The organism is Pantoea sp. EKM101V (assembly GCF_011800325.1).
Classification (GTDB): Bacteria; Pseudomonadota; Gammaproteobacteria; order Enterobacterales; family Enterobacteriaceae; genus Pantoea; species Pantoea anthophila.
The window spans coordinates 79,523-97,364 of record NZ_JAALFP010000012.1; the positions used below are offsets into that span (position 1 = coordinate 79,523).

A 17,842-nucleotide genomic window follows, 5' to 3' on the forward strand; every position below is an offset into this window, starting at 1 on the left:
GGCGAAGGCGATTCGCCTCAGACGCAGGTATTACGACAGGGTTAACAACCAGTGGACATAGGACTGATAGTGGCTCTCCTGCTCCAGCAGCTCGCTGCGCAGCGGATGCGCTTCCAGCCAGCCAGCGGGCAGGGTCAGATGCAGGGCATCATCGTCCGCCTGGAGTCGCACCGCTGGCAGGGTGTCATCGCGGCGGCGGGTTGAGAAAATAATCGCCAGCCGCAGCAGACGGCACATCCGTTCCGCCAGACGCGGCGGCAGGGCGTTTTGCTGGGTCAGCAGCGCCAGATCGATGCTGCCGCTCTGGTTTTGCAGCAGGCAGGCCAGCAGCTTCTTCTGCGCCGGGGTGAAGCCAGGCAGGTCCAGATGACGCACCAGGTAAGCCGCATGCTGTGGCGCATGCCGGAAGTCGACGCTGAGGCCGATTTCGTGGATCGCACAGGCGCTGAGCAGCAGCTCACGACAGCGCTGATCCAGCTTCCACGAGGTGGAAACCTGACGGAAGAAGCTCTCCGCCAGCTGACGCACACGATCCGCCTGTTCAACATCAATGCTGAACCGGCGCTGGACGTTGTGAAGTGTGCGGGTGCGGATATCGCGGTCAACGGGCAGATGCAGCATGCCGTAGACCAGCCCTTCACGCAGCGCGCCGCCCGCCAGGGTCATGCTATCGATACTGAGCGTCTGGAAAATGGCGATCAGGATCGACAGACCGCTGGGAAACACCAGCGCCCGTTCCAGTGTCAGCCCTTCGATTTCAAGCTCTTCCAGTTTGCCGCACTGGATTGCGCGCTGTTTAAGCTGCTGCAGCTTGCTCAGCGTGATGCGCTCATCCATGCCCTGCGCCACCATAATCTCCTGCAGCGCCTGCACCGTGCCGGACGCACCGACACAGGCCTGCCAGCCCTGCTGACGCAGCTGCGCGGCGACAGGCTGGATCATCTCGCGGGCAGCCTGCTCCGCCTGGTCAAAATTCTCTTTTGCCAGATGACGATCGCTGAAGAAGCGCTCCAGCCAGGTGACACAGCCCATCGACAGACTGAACAACACCGACGCGTGCGAACCATCGCCGGTTGCCAGCTCGGTACTGCCGCCACCGATATCCACCACCAGACGCTGGTCGGAGCCGCCCGTGGTGTGAGCCACGCCCTGATAAATCAGGCGCGCCTCTTCTTCACCGCTGATGACGTTGATGGTGCAGCCAAGAATCTGCTGGGCGGTATCGAGGAAGGTCTGCGCATTCGCGGCCAGACGCAGCGTGGCGGTCGCCACCACGCGAATCTGATCGGGGGGAATATCCTGCAGTTGCTCAGAGAAGAGCCGGAGGCATTGCCAGCCACGCGCCATGGCTTCGGCTGACAACTGATTACTGGCATCCAGACCGGCGGCAAGGCGAACCTTGCGCTTAATTTTTGCCACGGTCTGAATACTGCCAGAGACCTCGCGCACCACCAACATATGAAAGCTGTTAGACCCTAAATCAATCGCTGCATAAAGTGACGACGCGCTGAGCATGGTGGCCTAACCTGAACGTTTACGGTTGTTGTTGCGTGGCGCACCGCGACGATTAGCGTTATTGCCTCCACGGCGTGGGCCATTGCCGGAACGGCTGCGCTGCAGACGCTTAGGCGGCGGTAAATCGGTTAACAGGGCTTCGCTGCTGTACTTACTGACCGGAATGCTGTGGCCAATGTACTCTTCAATCGATGGCAGATTCAGCGCGTACTCTTCACAGGCCAGGCTGATAGAGTGTCCGCTGGCACCTGCACGACCGGTACGGCCAATGCGGTGAACGTAATCTTCACAGTCATCAGGCAGATCGTAGTTAAAGACGTGGGTGACCGCCGGGATGTGCAGACCACGGGCAGCAACGTCAGTCGCGACCAGAATATCCACGTCCCCTTTGGTGAAATCATCAAGAATGCGCAGGCGCTTCTTCTGTGCCACATCGCCGGTCAGCAGGCCAACGCGGTGACCATCAGCGGCCAGGTGGCCCCAGATATCTTCACAGCGGTGCTTGGTGTTTGCGAAGACAATGGCGCGATCCGGCCACTCTTCTTCCAGCAGGGTCTGCAGCAGGCGCATTTTCTCTTCGTTAGACGGATAGAAAAGCTCTTCCTGGATGCGATGGCCGGTTTTCTGTTCCGGTTCCACTTCAACATATTCCGCGCTGTTCATGTGCTCGAACGCCAGTTCACGAACGCGATAAGAGAGCGTTGCTGAGAAGAGCATGCTCAGGCGCTGCGTGGCAGGCGGCATACGGCGGAACAGCCAGCGAATATCTTTAATAAAGCCGAGATCGAACATGCGATCGGCTTCGTCCAGCACCATGACCTGGATGGCACCGAGGTTAACGTGATTCTGCTTCGCGTAGTCGATCAGGCGACCGGTGGTGGCCACCAGAATATCTACGCCCTGCTCCAGCACTTTCAGCTGTTTATCATAACCGTCTCCGCCATAGGCGAGACCCAGTTTCAGGCCGGTTGAGGCGGTAAGGGGTTCGGCATCTGCATGAATCTGCACAGCAAGTTCACGCGTTGGCGCAAGAATAAGTGCCCGTGGCTGATTAACCTGACGACCTTCCGCCGCAGGATAAGAGAGAAGATGATGAAACGTTGACGTCAGAAACGCCATCGTTTTGCCGGTACCGGTTTGCGCCTGGCCTGCAACATCACGCCCTGAAAGCGTAAAAGGCAGAGCTAACGCCTGAATCGGCGTGCAGTATTGAAAGCCTTTACTATCAAGGGCTTCAACCACTTTAGGGTGCAGGGCGAAGTCGGAAAACTTCTGTTCAGTTAAGTGTGTTTTGCTCATAGTGTGGTAGAATATCAGCTTACTATCGCTTTACGAAAGCGTATCCGATGAAATAAAGTCAACCAACATTGGTATATATTACGCCAATTCGCCAGGCATAATCTTGTGGAGTAAAACATGAGCAGCGATAAAATCGTTCATCTGACTGATGACAGTTTCGACACCGACGTGCTGAAAGCCGACGGCGTTACACTGGTAGATTTCTGGGCTGAATGGTGTGGTCCTTGCAAAATGATCGCGCCAATCCTTGATGAAGTTGCAGAAGAGTATGATGGCAAGCTGACCATCGCTAAGCTGAATATTGACGATAACCCAGGCACGGCACCGAAGTATGGCATTCGTGGTATCCCGACGCTGCTGCTGTTCAAAAATGGCGAAGTCGCCGCGACCAAAGTGGGCGCGCTGTCTAAAGGCCAGCTGAAAGAGTTCCTGAACGCCAACCTGGCGTAATGCAGGACTGAATGTCTGGCAGTGGTGAATTTATCTCCTGCTGCTGGACGTTCGCTTTCAGGCGTGCTAATTTACTCACACTGCATTACGAACTTACCTTGTAGTTAGCATCTAAAGTTTTCCCTTGTTGAACCCATTCGCCCTGTACCTTATAAAGATAGAACGGTTCAGCAATCTTACGGTTAGCTCCAACTCTGGCATTACATTCGGACATCTCCCTGCATACCGATCGCCATTCCATTCGATGATCGTCGGGAAGAGCCGAAAAGAGCCATTAACGGCATGGATTAGTTGCCATACCATTCACGACAAACATTCCGAGTATTACCCCGAGTTTAAGAACCCATCACTATGAATCTTACCGAATTAAAGAATACGCCGGTTGCTGAGCTGATTACTCTCGGCGAAAATATGGGGCTGGAAAATCAGGCTCGCATGCGCAAGCAGGACATTATCTTTTCAATCCTGAAGCAGCACGCGAAGAGCGGCGAAGACATCTTCGGTGATGGCGTGCTGGAGATTCTTCAGGATGGATTTGGATTCCTCCGTTCCGGAGACAGCTCCTACCTCGCCGGCCCTGATGATATCTACGTTTCCCCCAGCCAAATCCGCCGCTTCAACCTCCGCACTGGTGACACCATCTCTGGCAAAATCCGTCCACCGAAAGAAGGTGAACGCTATTTTGCGCTGCTGAAAGTTAACGAAGTTAACTACGACAAGCCGGAAAACGCGCGTAATAAGATTCTGTTCGAAAACCTCACGCCGCTGCACGCCAACAAGCGTCTGCGTATGGAACGGGGTAATGGTTCAACGGAAGATTTAACGGCCCGCGTTCTGGACCTGGCGTCACCGATCGGTCGTGGTCAGCGTGGTCTGATCGTTGCACCGCCAAAAGCCGGTAAAACCATGCTGCTGCAGAACATCGCGCAGAGTTTGGCGTATAACTACCCGGACTGCGTGCTGATGGTCCTGCTGATCGATGAGCGTCCGGAAGAAGTGACCGAGATGCAGCGTCTGGTCAAAGGTGAAGTCATTGCCTCAACCTTCGATGAGCCGGCGTCACGCCACGTTCAGGTTGCGGAAATGGTCATCGAGAAAGCCAAGCGCCTGGTTGAGCACAAGAAAGATGTCATCATCCTGCTCGACTCCATCACCCGTCTGGCGCGTGCTTATAACACCGTGGTGCCGGCGTCAGGTAAAGTCCTGACCGGTGGTGTGGATGCCAACGCCCTGCATCGTCCAAAGCGTTTCTTTGGTGCTGCACGTAACGTGGAAGAGGGCGGCAGCCTGACCATCATCGCCACCGCGCTGGTTGATACCGGTTCGAAGATGGACGAAGTGATTTACGAAGAGTTCAAGGGTACCGGTAACATGGAACTGCATCTCGCCCGTAAAATCGCTGAAAAACGTGTCTTCCCGGCGATTGACTACAACCGCTCCGGTACACGTAAAGAAGAGCTGCTTACCTCTCAGGAAGAGCTGCAGAAGATGTGGATCCTGCGTAAGATTATTCACCCGATGGGCGAAATCGACGCAATGGAGTTCCTCATCAACAAACTGGCGATGACGAAAACCAACGATGAATTCTTCGACATGATGAAGCGTTCATAATCTGATACGGCCAGGCCGGACCACTGATTCGGCTTTTTTAATCCAGATTTGCAGAAAATCGCCCTTACGCCACGTCCCGACGTGGCGTTTTTCATTTGTGAGCTATAGGATTGAACACTGGCAGGAGCATTTATAATGACTGTGGTAGCGATGGCGAATTTTTGACCGTTCGTCTGTCTCTTGATGCAGAATTCGGAATCCGACACAGCGATAAACGCGCTTTTTCGCGTATTGTTGTGCGGGATGTTAGCTGAGAGCGTTTAACGTGAATTTACTCACTATGAGTACTGAGCTTGGTTTAATTTTTCTCTTTTCACTGGCTTTCCTCTTTTTTGCTCGAAAAGCAGCTAAAAAAATTGGTTTAGTTGATAAGCCTAACTCACGTAAACGCCATCATGGCGCGATTCCGTTGGTGGGCGGCATTTCCGTGTTCGCAGGGATCTGCTTCACGTTCGCGATTACCAACTACTATCTGCCACACGCGCTGCTCTATCTGGGCTGTGCCGGTGTGCTGGTGCTGGTCGGGGCGCTCGACGATCGCTTTGATATCAGCGTTAAAATCCGCGCGGTGGTGCAGGCGCTGGTCGCTGTCGTCATGATGGTGGGGGCAAAACTCTATCTGCTGAGTCTGGGCTTTATCGTCGGTCCGTTCGAGCTGATCGTGGGGCCCTTTGGCTATGTGCTGACGCTGTTCGCCGTCTGGGCCGCGATTAACGCCTTTAATATGGTGGATGGCATCGACGGTCTGCTGGGCGGCCTCTCCTCAGTGACCTTTGCCGCTATGGGCATCATCCTCTATTTCGACGGCCAGACCAGCCTGGCGATGTGGTGCTTTGCGATGATCGCCGCCACGCTGCCCTATATTCTGCTCAACCTGGGCTTTCTTGGCCGCCGCTTTAAAGTCTTTATGGGTGACGCCGGCAGCACCATGATCGGCTTCACCATCATCTGGATTCTGCTGGAAACCACGCAGGGTCTGAGTCACCCCATCACGCCGGTGACCGCCCTCTGGCTCATCGCCATTCCCCTGATGGATATGGTGGCGATCATGTATCGCCGTCTGCGCAAAGGCATGAGCCCGTTCTCGGCTGACCGTCAGCACATCCACCATCTGATTATGCGCGCCGGCTTCAGCTCGCGTCAGGCCTTTGTGCTGATTACCGTCGCGGCCGCGATTCTCGCCGGTATCGGGGTGCTGGGTGAGTATCTGGCGTTTATCCCTGAGTGGGTGATGCTGCTGCTTTTCCTGGGCGCGTTCATGGTTTATGGCTACTGCCTGAAACATGCATGGCGCGTGGCGCGGCGTATCCGTCGCATCAAGCGCCGTCTGAGCCATCATCGCGAAGCAAAAAATAAATGAACCCGATGCTGATTAAAGGATATCTCTGCCATGCCTTCTGACGTTGTGGACAACGAACTGGATCTTCGCGGCTTAGGCTGCCGGTTATGGCGTGGCAAGCGCTGGATTGTGGGGCTGGCCCTGCTGTTTGCCCTGGTCGCCTGGCTGGCGACGCTGCTGCTGAAACAGGTCTGGAGCACCACGGCGATCACCGATCGTCCGACGGTGAATATGCTGGGCTCCTACTATGCACAGCAGCAGTTTCTGACCAACCTGGATGTGCGGAATAACGCGTTAACCCTGGCGGCGCCCTCGCCAACGGTGATGGATGAGGTCTATCAGGAGTTCATCATGCAGCTCGCCTCGTGGGATACGCGTCGCGAGTTCTGGCAGCAAACCGACTACTACAAGAGTCGTAAAACCGGCAACGCGCACAACGATGCCGCGCTGCTTGACGACATGATCGGCAACATTCTCTTCACCCCGGCGGACGCGGCACATAACCTGCCGGACAACGTCAGACTCAAAGCGGAAACCGCAGGCGACGCCAACAACCTGCTGCGTCAGTATATTGCCTACGCCAGCGAGCGTGCCGCACGTCATCTGAATGATGAGTTAAAAGGGGCCTGGCAGGCGCGCACCGATCAGTTGCAGGCGCAGGTAAAACGTCAGGAAGATGTGGCGAACGCCGTATTCCAGCGCCAGCAGCACCGTCTGGAGCAGGCGCTGAAGATCGCCAGTCAGCAGGGTATCAATGAGAAACAGACGCGCGAAGCGGGTGAAAATCTGGCGGACAGCGATCTCTTCCTGCTGGGCCAGCCCGTGCTGCAGGGACAGCTTGAAACCCTGCGTGCCACCGGTCCCAGCTTCGATATCAGCTATGATCAAAACAGAGCTATGCTGGCCACGCTGCAGACCGGCCCCAGACTGAACAGCCAGTTCCAGACCTACCGTTATCTGCGTACGCCGGAAGAGCCGGTATCACGTGACAGCCCGCGACGTCTGTTCATGATGATTATGTGGGGTGCCGTTGGGGCATTAACCGGCGCGGGCGTGGCGCTGGCACGTCGTCCGCGTCTGATGTCAGACACGCATGATTGAGAGAAACAGTGTGAAAGTTCTGACCGTATTTGGTACTCGCCCCGAAGCGATAAAAATGGCCCCGCTGGTTCAGGCGCTGGCGCAGGATCCCGCGTTTGAATCACGGCTGTGCGTCACCGCCCAGCATCGCGAAATGCTCGATCAGGTGCTGCGTCTGTTCAGGCTGCAGCCGGACTACGATCTCAACATCATGCGGCCTGAGCAGGGGCTGACGGAGATCACCTGTCGCATCCTGGAGGGCATGAAAACCGTTCTGCTCGACTTCCGGCCCGACATCGTGCTGGTGCACGGCGACACGACCACCACGCTGGCGGCGAGTCTGGCCGCCTTTTATCATCAGATTCCGGTTGGCCATGTGGAAGCCGGGCTGCGCACCGGCGATCTCGCGTCGCCGTGGCCGGAAGAGGGCAACCGTAAGCTGACCGGCCATCTCGCCCGCCTGCATTTCACCCCGACCTCGCGCTCGCGACAGAATCTGCTGCAGGAAAATCTCGCCGACTCACGCATTATCGTGACCGGCAATACGGTTATTGACGCGCTGCTGTGGGTACGTGATCGGGTGCTGGATGACACCAATCTGAATGCGCAGCTGGCCGCGCGCTATCCGTTTCTCGATCCGGAGAAGAAACTGGTGCTGGTCACCGGTCATCGTCGTGAAAGCTTTGGCGGCGGGTTTGAACGGATCTGCAGCGCGCTGGCGCAGATTGCCCGCCAGCATCCGGAAGCGCAGATTGTCTATCCGGTGCACCTCAATCCCAATGTCAGCGAACCGGTTAACCGGATACTCAGCGGCATTGAAAATATCATTCTGATCGAACCGCAAGAGTATCTGCCTTTTGTCTGGCTGATGAACCGCGCCTGGTTAATCCTCACCGACTCCGGCGGTATCCAGGAAGAGGCGCCGTCGCTGGGTAAACCGGTGCTGGTGATGCGCGACACCACCGAGCGGCCGGAAGCGGTCGATGCCGGCACCGTGAAACTGGTGGGAACCGATGTCGCCACTATCGTGGCCAGCGTGAGCGAACTGCTGAGCGACGATGAGGCCTGGCAGGCGATGAGTCATGCCCATAATCCTTATGGCGATGGCAAAGCCTGCGGTCGTATTTTACAAGCCTTAAAAGATAACCGAGCCGAATTATGAGTTTTGAAACCATCTCCGTGATTGGACTGGGATACATTGGGCTGCCGACGGCAGCCGTTTTTGCCTCAAAGGGAAAAAAAGTGGTGGGCGTGGATATCAACGCGCGCGCCGTAGAAACCATCAACCGTGGCGCGATCCACATCGTGGAGCCCGATTTAGATCAGGTGGTACATGCTGCCGTCACGCGTGGCGACCTGCGTGCCACCACCCAGCCTGAGCCTGCGGACGCCTTTCTTATTGCCGTGCCGACTCCGTTCAAAGATGACCATCAGCCCGACCTGCGCTTTGTGCAAGCCGCCGCAGAGTCGATAGCTCCTGTGCTGAAGAAGGGCGACCTGGTGATTCTGGAGTCGACGTCGCCGGTTGGCAGCACGGAACAGATGGCCGACTGGCTGGCGGCGGCGCGTCCCGATCTGCGTTTTCCGCAGCACGGTGAGACGCCCGATGTCTTCGTCGCCTACTGCCCGGAGCGCGTACTGCCGGGTCAGGTGATGGTCGAACTGATCAATAATGACAGGGTCATCGGCGGCATGACACCCGCCTGTTCCGCCCGCGCCAGCGAGCTGTATCGCATTTTCCTGAAAGGCGAGTGTGTGGAAACCAACGCCCGCACCGCCGAGATGTGCAAGCTGACTGAGAACAGCTTCCGCGATGTGAACATCGCCTTTGCCAATGAGCTGTCGCTGATTTGCGCCGATCAGGGGATCAACGTCTGGGAGCTGATTGCGCTGGCGAATCGCCATCCGCGCGTCAACATTCTGCAGCCAGGGCCGGGCGTCGGGGGACACTGTATCGCCGTCGATCCCTGGTTCATCGTGGCGCAGAATCCCGAATTAGCCCGCCTGATCCGCACCGCGCGTGAGGTCAATGATGCCAAGCCGCAGTGGGTGCTGGACCAGGTAAAAACCGCGCTGGCGGAGTGCCTGACCCAGACCGGCAAGCGCGCCAGCGATATCACCATCGCCTGCTTCGGCCTGGCTTTTAAACCCAATATTGACGATCTGCGCGAAAGCCCGGCGGTGGGCGTAGCGCAGAAGATTGCGGAGTGGCACCGCGGCACAACCTGGGTGGTTGAGCCTCACATTGCGCAGATCGCTGACGCGCTGGCAGGTAAAGCTGAGCTGGTTTCGGGCGAGCAGGCGCTGGCCCAGGCCGATATTCTGGTGATGCTGGTGGATCATCGCGCCTTCCGCGCCATCGATGCCGCTCAGGTACAGCAGCAATGGATTGTCGACACCAAAGGTGTGTGGCGATGAGGCGTTTTAGCGTTTAAATAACTGACATGTGCGGTTGCCTGGCGTAACGGCTGGCTGAGTGACGAGCAGCTGCGCGCCGCGGGTGACGCGTTGACGAAAACCGGCTACGGCCAATACCTGCTGGATTTATTACATGCCCGTCCACGTCAATATTAACCCCCTCAGCTGGGAGAGCGCATTCTTCGGTGTTGAGACGGTGCGGCTGGAGCTGCAAGGCGACACCCCACTGGAGCAGGCGCTGCGCCATCCCTGTGCACTGATGCAGATGAAAGTCGCTACGGGTGAAACGGCGCTGATTGATACGCTGCAGCAGCATCAGTTCCAGCTGGTGGAGGGCGAGGCCGATCTGACGCTGGCGATTGACCAGACGGAACGGCAGGCGGGTATTCGCATTGCGCGTGAGGCACAGATCCCCTCTCTGCGTGACGCCGCGTCGCAGCTCTTCAGTCAGAGCCGCTTTCGTGCGCCCTGGTATGCGCCGGACGCCAGCGGTCGCTTTTATGCGCAGTGGATTGAAAATGCGGTGCGCGGGGCGTTTGACGATCAGTGCCTGGTCGCCTGCGATGCCGCGGGTGGAGTGCAGGGCTTTGTTTCGCTGCGTGCGGTGGAGGGCGATGCCCGCATTGGCCTGCTCGGCGTCCTGCCCGACGCACAGGGACAGGGACTGGGTCAGCGACTGATGCTGGCGGCGGCGGACTGGGCGCGGGTCAGGCAGCTCGCGCAGCTTCGGGTGGCGACTCAGCTCAGCAATCTTACGGCGATGCGCCTCTATTTACGCAGCGGTGCCCGGCTCGACAGCACCGCCTACTGGTTTTACAGGAAAGGTCATGATTCCATTTAATGCGCCGCCCGTGGTGGGCACAGAAATTGAGTATATGCAGTCGGCGATGAGCAGCGGCAAGCTGTGCGGCGACGGCGGCTTTACCCGCCGCTGCCAGCAGTGGATGGAGCAGCGTTTCGGCAGTAAAAAAGTGCTGCTGACCCCCTCCTGCACCGCTTCGCTGGAGATGGCGGCGCTGCTTATCGATCTGCAGCCTGGCGATGAAGTGATCATGCCGAGCTACACCTTTGTCTCTACCGCCAATGCCTTTGTGCTGCGCGGCGCGCGTATTGTCTTTGTCGATGTCCGCCCGGACACCATGAATATTGATGAAACCCTGATTGAAGCGGCCATCACAGAAAAAACCCGTGCCATTGTCCCGGTGCACTACGCAGGCGTCGCCTGTGAAATGGACACCATCATGGCGCTGGCGGCAAAACATAAGCTGTTTGTCATCGAAGATGCGGCGCAGGGTGTGATGTCACGCTACAAAGGCCGTGCGCTGGGTACCATCGGCCATATCGGCTGCTTTAGCTTTCATGAAACCAAGAACTACACGGCGGGTGGCGAAGGGGGGGCAACCCTGATTAACGACGCCAGTCTGGTCGAGCGCGCCGAAATCGTGCGGGAAAAGGGCACGAACCGCAGCCAGTTCTTCCGCGGTCAGGTCGATAAATACACCTGGCGCGATATGGGGTCGAGCTTCCTGATGGCCGATCTGCAGGCGGCCTACCTCTGGGCACAGCTGGAAGCGGCTGAACGCATTAACCAGCAGCGTTTACGTATCTGGCAGCGTTATTATGAGGCGCTTCAGCCACTGGCGGCACAGGGACGCATTGACCTGCCCGTGATCCCTGCCAGCTGCGAACATAATGCGCATATGTTTTACATCAAGCTGCGCGATCAGGATGATCGTCAGGCGCTGATTAACTGGATGAAAGAAGCCGAGATACTGACGGTGTTCCACTATATTCCGCTGCACAGTTCGCCCGCCGGTGAGCGTTTCTCGCAGTTTGTCGGGGAGGATCGCTTTACCACGGCGGAAAGCGAACGCCTGCTGCGCCTGCCGCTGTTTTATAACCTGTCGGATAATAATCAGAGCACGGTTATCAGCTCACTGCTGAGCTTCTTTTCCTGATGTCATTAGCCAGAGCCTCAGTGTGGACCGCGTCGTCCACGCTGGTAAAAATTGTGTCTGGTCTGCTGGTGGTGAAACTGCTGGCGGTCAGCTTCGGTCCTGAAGGTGTGGGGCAGGCGGGGAACTTTCGTCAGCTGATTACCGTGCTGGGTGTACTGGCCGGGGCGGGCATCTTCAATGGTGTCACCACGTATGTGGCGCAGTATCAGCAGCAGCCCGTCCAGCTGCGGGCGCTGGTGGGTACGGCGTCGGCCATGGTGCTGGGCTTTTCCGGCGCGCTGGCGCTGCTGTTTCTGCTGGCGGCGGCCCCGATCAGCACGGCGCTGTTTGGTCACGACCGCTATCAGGGCGTTATCCGCGTGGTCGCTTTCCTTCAGCTCGGCATCGCCTGGGCCAACTTTACGCTGTCGCTGCTGAAGGGGTATCGCGACGCGCGCGGCAATGCGCTGGCGCTGATCGCTGGCAGCCTGATTGGGGTCATGGGCTATCTGGTCTGCTGGTGGCTGGGTGGCTATCAGGGCGCACTGACCGGCCTGGCGCTGGTGCCGGCCCTGCTGCTGCTGCCGGCACTGGTGATGCTGAAACGCCGCGCGCCGCTGCCGCTGAGCTGGCTGCGTCCGCAATGGCATCCTGAGCTGGCGCGCAATCTGGCGAAATATACCCTGATGGCGCTGATCACGGCGGTAACCCTGCCGGTGGCCTGGGTGCTGATGCGTAACCTGCTGGCAGAGCAGCAGGGCTGGGCGCAGGTCGGCCTGTGGCAGGGCGTGACCAGCATTTCCGATGCCTATCTGCAGTTTATTACCGCCACCTTCAGCGTCTGGCTGTTGCCGACCCTGGCACGGCTCGATAACAAGCGCGACGTCGCGCGGGAGATTGGCCGGGCGCTGCGCTTTGTGCTGCCTGCCGTGGCCGTCGCCAGCCTGGCTGTCTGGGTGCTGCGCGATTTCGCCATCAGCCTGCTCTTCTCCGAAGCCTTTCGCGGGATGCGCGATCTCTTTGTCTGGCAACTGTGCGGCGATGTTTTTAAAGTTGGCGCCTATGTTTTCGGATATCTGGTTATCGCCAAAGCCTCGCTGCGCTTTTATGTTCTGACTGAGATCAGCCAGTTTCTGTTACTGACCCTGTTCTCTCGCTGGCTGATCCCGTTACATGGCGCAACGGGGGCCGCACAGGCCTATATGCTGACCTACATGGCTTACTTTGCCCTGTGTTGTGGCGCTTTTATTGTTTACTGTCGGAAAAAATGAGTTTAATTCACGTTCTGGGATCGGATATTCCCCACCACAACCTCACGGTGCTGCGCTTTTTTAACGACGTTCTCAGCGTTGAGCAGCCTGCGGCTTCGCCACGCCATTTTATGGTGGTGACCGGGCAGCCCGAGAGTCTGGCAACGTTCAGTGCGTTACAGATCGAGTGCTTCGCCAGCAAGAAAGCGCTGGCGCAGGCGGTAGTGCAGCGGGCAAAAAACCGTCAGCAGCGTTTTTTCTGTCACGGCCAGTTTAACCCGTGGATCTGGCTGGCACTCCTTAGCGGTAAGCTGCGCCGTTCACAGCTGTTCTGGCATGTCTGGGGAGCCGATCTTTATGAAGACTCACGCAGCCTGAAGTTTCGCCTGTTTTATCACATTCGCCGGTTAGCTCAGGGACGGGTGGCACAGGTTTTTGCCACCCGTGGAGACCTGCACCACTTTCAGCAGCGGCATCGCCGGGTGCCGGGTTCACTGCTCTATTTCCCGACCCGAATGCCTGCCGCCGCCGTGCAGGCCGATCCGACGGAACCGTTCACGCTGCTGCTGGGCAACTCGGGCGATCCGAGTAACCGCCACATTGAAGGCTTAAAAGCGATTCACGCGCAGTTTGGTGAGCAGGTGCGTATTGAGGTGCCGCTGGGTTATCCGCCGGGCAATGAGGCTTATATCAGCCAGATTCAGGCCGCAGCGGATACGCTATTCCCGCAGGGGCAGGTGAACCTGATACGCGAAAATATGGCGTTTGAAGCCTATCTGGCCCTGCTGGCGCGCTGCCACGTCGGCTATTTTATGTTTGAACGTCAGCAGGGGGTAGGCACACTCTGCCTGCTGATTCAGGCGAACGTGCCGTTTGTGCTGACCCGAAAAAATCCATTCTGGCGCGATGTGGCAGAGCAGCAGTTGCCGGTCCTGTTCAGCGAAGATACGCTGTCGCCTGCTGTTATCGCCGAGGCGCGTCGCGAGCTCATGACCTGTGATAAAGCGGCGATCGCCTTTTTCGCTCCCGGTTATCTGGCGGGCTGGCGGGCAGCGTTACAGCTCAGCGAAGGGGAAAAGTCATGAGTCTTATGCAGTTTGGCGGCCTGCTGGTGGTCTATCTGCTGTCGCTGGGTTTCATTCTGACCCTGACCTGGCGGGAGTTTAAGCGTGTCCGTTTTAACTTCCACCTCTTTTTCACGCTGCTGTTTTTACTGACCTTCTACTTCGGCTTTCCGCTGACCTCCCTGCTGGTGTTCCGGTTTCATGTTGAGGTGGTGCCGGTGGAAAACCTGCTGGAGGCGCTGCTCTCGGCCACGGCGTTTTATGCCATCTATTACGTCAGTTATAAGGTGCGGCTGAAACCGGCCAATGCACCGCCTGCAAAGCCCTGGCTGCAGATGAACCGGGTCGAAACCCACCTGACCTGTGTGATTCTGGCGCTGGTGGCGCTGGGCACCGTTACGGTGTTCTTTATTCACAACGGTTTTCTGCTGTTCCGCCTGACGGCCTATAACCAGATCTTTTCCAGCGAAGTGTCGGGCGTGGCGCTGAAGCGCTTCTTCTATTTCTTTATTCCGGCGATGCTGATCCCCTATTTTCTGCGTCCGACGCGTCGCAACTGGCTGCTGTTTCTGGTGGTGACGGTGGCCTTTGGCCTGCTGACCTACGCGCTGGTGGGCGGGACTCGCGCCAATATCATTATTGCGTTTGCTCTGTTCCTGTTTATCGGTATCACGCGCGGCTGGATCACCCTGTGGATGTTGGCAACGGCGGGGGTGATGGCTATCGCGGGAATGTTCTGGCTGGCGCTGCGCCGCTATAACCTGGACGTTATGGGCGATGAAGCGTTTTACACCTTCCTTTATCTGACGCGGGATACATTCTCGCCGTGGGAGAATCTGGCCCTGCTGCTGGATAACTACGCCAGAATAGAGTTTCAGGGGCTGGCACCGCTGTGGCGCGATTTCTACGTGTTTATTCCCACCTGGCTGTGGCCGGATCGGCCGCTGACCGTGCTGAACAGCGCGAACTATTTCACCTGGGAAGTGCTGGATAACCATTCGGGCCTGGCCATTTCCCCGACGCTGATCGGCTCGCTGGTGGTCATGGGCGGCGTCTGGGCGATTCCGATCGGTGCCGTGGCGGTGGGGATGATTATTAAAGCCTTCGATGCGATCTACCAGCGTGGCTGCCGTGAGGCCAACCGCTACAGCGGTGCTATCCTGCAAAGCTTCTGTTTTGGTGCGGTCTTTAACATGATCGTGCTGGCACGCGAAGGGCTGGATGCCTTCGGTTCACGCGTAGTGTTTTTCTGCATCATTTTTGCTGCCTGTCTGGGCCTGGCTAAATTACTTTTCTGGTTACTGGATCGCGCAGGTTTAATTCGCGACCGCAGTGGACGGGTGCTACACAGCCCGCTCTGATTAACCTCTGGGATTAACGGAAGATATGACACAGTTAACGGATACGCCGCAGTACCGCATCCGCGGCGTTGACCTGTATGGCTTCGAAAATATGTCGTCGGCGGTGAGCTTTCTGATGCCGCCGCAGAGCGTACGCAGCGGCATTCTGGTGGCGATCAATGCGGAGAAGATTTTGACCGCCGAGCGGGATGAGGGATTACGCACGCTGCTGGCGCAGGCGGAGTATGCGTATGCCGATGGCATCAGCATTGTGCGCTCGATCCGTAAAAAGTATCCGCAGGCGTCAGTGCAGCGTATTGCGGGCGCAGATTTGTGGGAGGCGCTGATGGAACGCGCCGGGCGGGAAGGGACGCCGGTGTTTCTGGTCGGCGGTCGCCAGCAGGTGCTGGATGAGACCTGTGCGAAGCTGCGTCGTCAGTGGAATGTGAATATTGTCGGGGCGCAGGATGGCTATTTTGCGCCAGCGGATCAGGATGCCCTGTTTGCCCGGATTGCCGCCAGCGGCGCGAAGCTGGTGACCGTGGCGCTGGGGTCGCCGCGTCAGGAGCTGCTGATGCTGGCGTGCCGCGCACACTGGCCGGATGCGCTTTATATGGGGGTAGGGGGAACCTACGACGTCTTCACCGGCCATGTGAAGCGCGCGCCCAGAATCTGGCAGCGGCTGGGACTGGAGTGGCTCTACCGTCTGATTCGGCAGCCGAGCCGCCTGCGCAGGCAGTTAAAACTGCTTAAATATTTGCGCTATCACTGGCGCGGCGATCTCTGATATCGCTGATAAATGCCGCATTTTTACGCACGGCGAGCGCGGAAATGTACTATTTGTCGACGAAATGCACAAAGCGTAATCAAACGCGCCTTTTTATTTAAAAAGCACTAGACACGATGGGCGCTTATCTCTAGTATGCACATCCGCAACGGCGCTACGCGCCCGTAGCTCAGCTGGATAGAGCGCTGCCCTCCGGAGGCAGAGGTCTCAGGTTCGAATCCTGTCGGGCGCGCCATATCGTTTGTGCGCATGAGCTTCGGTGGTTGATTTACCGCGGTTGGCAGTAAAGATTTACATGCTGCAGGTCTTTGACTTGTAACATTAAGTACAGTGGTGGCTATAGCTCAGTTGGTAGAGCCCTGGATTGTGATTCCAGTTGTCGTGGGTTCGAGTCCCATTAGCCACCCCAGATTTTGCTGGGATACGCGAAGGTGGCGGAATTGGTAGACGCGCTAGCTTCAGGTGTTAGTGTCTTAACGGACGTGAGGGTTCAAGTCCCTCTCTTCGCACCAGGCAAAACAGTTAAAAAAATCGGCGAGTAGCGCAGCTTGGTAGCGCAACTGGTTTGGGACCAGTGGGTCGGAGGTTCGAATCCTCTCTCGCCGACCATTTTTAGAAACCTGTCTGAAAAGACAGGTTTTTTTTCGTCTGAAAAAAAGAGGATGAGAACCTCCGAAGGAGGTTTGAGCCGAGCGTAGCGAGACAACGTTGCTTCAGCAACGGCCCGGAGGGCGCTGCTCGCAGAGCAGTGTAATCCTCTCTCGCCGACCATTTTTAGAAACCTGTCTGAAAAGACAGGTTTTTTTTCGTCTGTAGAAAAGTGGGTGAGGACCTTTGCAGAAGGTTCAGGCAGGTACGGCGAGATAAGTTTGCTGTAAATCTGAGCCTGCGAAGGGAACACGGTCAGATCGGAAAGTCGCTTAAGCCATCCATGGCCGCTCGGCCCACGCGATTATGCACCTCATCCATGAGGTGCGCCCGTTGCCGGGCCAACGCGTTGCGTTGTTCAAAAACGCTCCCGGCGTTTTTGTCCCTGCGTGGGACGCTTTCCTCCTCTGCCCGTGTTACCTGTACGTTGAGCTTCTTCATTGCTGTAAACCCTCTGAAGCTTATGTCAGTACTTAATGCGTCTGCCACACTTAAAGCGAAGGGAGCATACGCCTGTAGCAAAGCATAGCGGGCCAGGGATGGCCCGCGCTGAGCCTGCCATGGATGGCGTCTTTTGCGTCTTTGCGAAAGGCGTATGCTCCCTGAAGCCCGCACTGTGGTGAGAGCCGGCGTGCTCGTTAGCGTATTGTTTGATGCCAGATTACCCGCTTTGAGTGAGTCAGTTGTCAGAGAAGGTTGCTGAAGCAGAATCGCTAGCGTCGTGAATTGCCGACAAATAAGTTATTGTTATTTATAGATTCATAAAGAGTCCGGGCTCGCTGTCTCCGTTCAGAGACAGAGAAAGTCTCTGCTGTCGCCGGATACCGACACTTACCCGCCATCTGCTCCGCTGGAGCACTCAGCCTCTTCGATAACCGAATGATTTAAAATAATTTTTAAAATAACCTTCAAACTGGCACGGCTTGTGCAATACTCCTGCTGTAGATGCTCATTCCACCTCTTATGTCTGCTGATGCTGCATAAACCTGGGAATGATGCAGAGCCAATTTTAGGTACCTGTTGTCTGCCTGCCTGTATCGCGAAAGCCTTACAGGATTACCAGACACCACGTTGAGTCGGGTACCTCCCGGTTGTCTTACCGAC

The 17,842-nt window shown here is 57.1% G+C and carries 14 protein-coding genes, 4 tRNA genes, 1 other RNA gene and 1 pseudogene; 18 read left to right on the plus strand and 2 right to left on the minus strand.

The annotated features are described in order from the left end of the window. Positions 1-30: 30 nt before the first annotated feature. Positions 31-1,515 (minus strand): guanosine-5'-triphosphate,3'-diphosphate diphosphatase, encoded by a 1,485-nt coding sequence (gppA, locus tag HFD92_RS17520; RefSeq protein ID WP_009088415.1) that lies wholly within the window; start codon positions 1,513-1,515, stop codon positions 31-33. A gap of 6 nt (positions 1,516-1,521) precedes the next feature. Then, a complete protein-coding gene (gene rhlB / locus HFD92_RS17525; RefSeq protein WP_009088417.1) occupies positions 1,522-2,814 on the minus strand; it encodes an ATP-dependent RNA helicase RhlB in 1,293 nt (430 codons plus the stop codon). A gap of 117 nt (positions 2,815-2,931) precedes the next feature. Between rhlB and trxA the strand changes: the two genes are divergently transcribed. The 18 genes and pseudogenes from trxA (at position 2,932) to HFD92_RS17615 (ending at position 16,861) form a co-directional block, all read left to right on the plus strand. Continuing rightward, positions 2,932-3,264 carry a thioredoxin TrxA gene (gene trxA / locus HFD92_RS17530; RefSeq protein ID WP_003851963.1) on the plus strand — a complete coding sequence of 111 codons (333 nt, stop codon included), beginning with the start codon at positions 2,932-2,934 and terminating at the stop codon, positions 3,262-3,264. A gap of 351 nt (positions 3,265-3,615) precedes the next feature. After that, positions 3,616-4,875: a transcription termination factor Rho gene (gene rho, locus HFD92_RS17535; RefSeq protein ID WP_003851960.1), complete on the plus strand. Its 1,260-nt coding sequence runs from the start codon at positions 3,616-3,618 to the stop codon at positions 4,873-4,875. Positions 4,876-5,155: 280 nt separating this feature from the next. Further along, complete coding sequence (gene wecA, locus HFD92_RS17540; RefSeq protein ID WP_033736131.1) at positions 5,156-6,235, plus strand: UDP-N-acetylglucosamine--undecaprenyl-phosphate N-acetylglucosaminephosphotransferase; 1,080 nt, start codon at positions 5,156-5,158, stop codon at positions 6,233-6,235. A 30-nt stretch (positions 6,236-6,265) separates the two neighbouring features. Further along, positions 6,266-7,315 carry an ECA polysaccharide chain length modulation protein gene (gene wzzE, locus HFD92_RS17545; RefSeq protein WP_009088421.1) on the plus strand — a complete coding sequence of 350 codons (1,050 nt, stop codon included), beginning with the start codon at positions 6,266-6,268 and terminating at the stop codon, positions 7,313-7,315. Positions 7,316-7,325: 10 nt separating this feature from the next. Beyond that, positions 7,326-8,456 (plus strand): non-hydrolyzing UDP-N-acetylglucosamine 2-epimerase, encoded by a 1,131-nt coding sequence (gene wecB / locus HFD92_RS17550; RefSeq protein WP_009088424.1) that lies wholly within the window; start codon positions 7,326-7,328, stop codon positions 8,454-8,456. Further along, positions 8,453-9,712: a UDP-N-acetyl-D-mannosamine dehydrogenase gene (gene wecC / locus HFD92_RS17555; protein ID WP_167429396.1), complete on the plus strand. Its 1,260-nt coding sequence runs from the start codon at positions 8,453-8,455 to the stop codon at positions 9,710-9,712. The genes wecB and wecC overlap by 4 nt, the downstream gene beginning before the upstream one ends. Before the next feature lie 33 nt (positions 9,713-9,745). Next, positions 9,746-9,868, plus strand: a pseudogene (locus HFD92_RS17560) (glucose-1-phosphate thymidylyltransferase 2 RmlA2); the annotation flags it as partial. Further along, complete coding sequence (rffC, locus tag HFD92_RS17565) at positions 9,846-10,553, plus strand: dTDP-4-amino-4,6-dideoxy-D-galactose acyltransferase (RefSeq protein ID WP_167429397.1); 708 nt, start codon at positions 9,846-9,848, stop codon at positions 10,551-10,553. The pseudogene HFD92_RS17560 and the gene rffC, both read left to right, overlap by 23 nt. After that, on the plus strand, positions 10,540-11,670 hold the full coding sequence (gene rffA / locus HFD92_RS17570) for a dTDP-4-amino-4,6-dideoxygalactose transaminase (protein WP_009088429.1): 1,131 nt from the start codon (positions 10,540-10,542) through the stop codon (positions 11,668-11,670). The genes rffC and rffA overlap by 14 nt, the downstream gene beginning before the upstream one ends. Next, a complete protein-coding gene (gene wzxE, locus HFD92_RS17575) occupies positions 11,670-12,920 on the plus strand; it encodes a lipid III flippase WzxE (protein ID WP_167429398.1) in 1,251 nt (416 codons plus the stop codon). Before rffA ends, wzxE begins: the two co-directional genes overlap by 1 nt. Further along, positions 12,917-13,984, plus strand: a complete 1,068-nt coding sequence (locus HFD92_RS17580; protein ID WP_167429399.1) for a TDP-N-acetylfucosamine:lipid II N-acetylfucosaminyltransferase — start codon at positions 12,917-12,919, stop codon at positions 13,982-13,984. Before wzxE ends, HFD92_RS17580 begins: the two co-directional genes overlap by 4 nt. Beyond that, a complete protein-coding gene (gene wzyE, locus HFD92_RS17585; protein WP_058958101.1) occupies positions 13,981-15,324 on the plus strand; it encodes an ECA oligosaccharide polymerase in 1,344 nt (447 codons plus the stop codon). The genes HFD92_RS17580 and wzyE overlap by 4 nt, the downstream gene beginning before the upstream one ends. A gap of 25 nt (positions 15,325-15,349) precedes the next feature. Further along, positions 15,350-16,090: a lipopolysaccharide N-acetylmannosaminouronosyltransferase gene (gene wecG / locus HFD92_RS17590; protein WP_111208480.1), complete on the plus strand. Its 741-nt coding sequence runs from the start codon at positions 15,350-15,352 to the stop codon at positions 16,088-16,090. A 158-nt stretch (positions 16,091-16,248) separates the two neighbouring features. Continuing rightward, a tRNA-Arg gene (locus tag HFD92_RS17595) sits at positions 16,249-16,325 on the plus strand. A gap of 98 nt (positions 16,326-16,423) precedes the next feature. After that, positions 16,424-16,499: transfer RNA gene (locus HFD92_RS17600), tRNA-His, on the plus strand. 16 nt (positions 16,500-16,515) lie between these two features. Further along, positions 16,516-16,602, plus strand: a tRNA-Leu gene (locus tag HFD92_RS17605). Positions 16,603-16,622: 20 nt separating this feature from the next. After that, positions 16,623-16,699, plus strand: a tRNA-Pro gene (locus HFD92_RS17610). A 32-nt stretch (positions 16,700-16,731) separates the two neighbouring features. Then, positions 16,732-16,861, plus strand: a non-coding RNA gene (locus HFD92_RS17615) — RtT sRNA. Positions 16,862-17,842 lie beyond the last annotated feature (981 nt).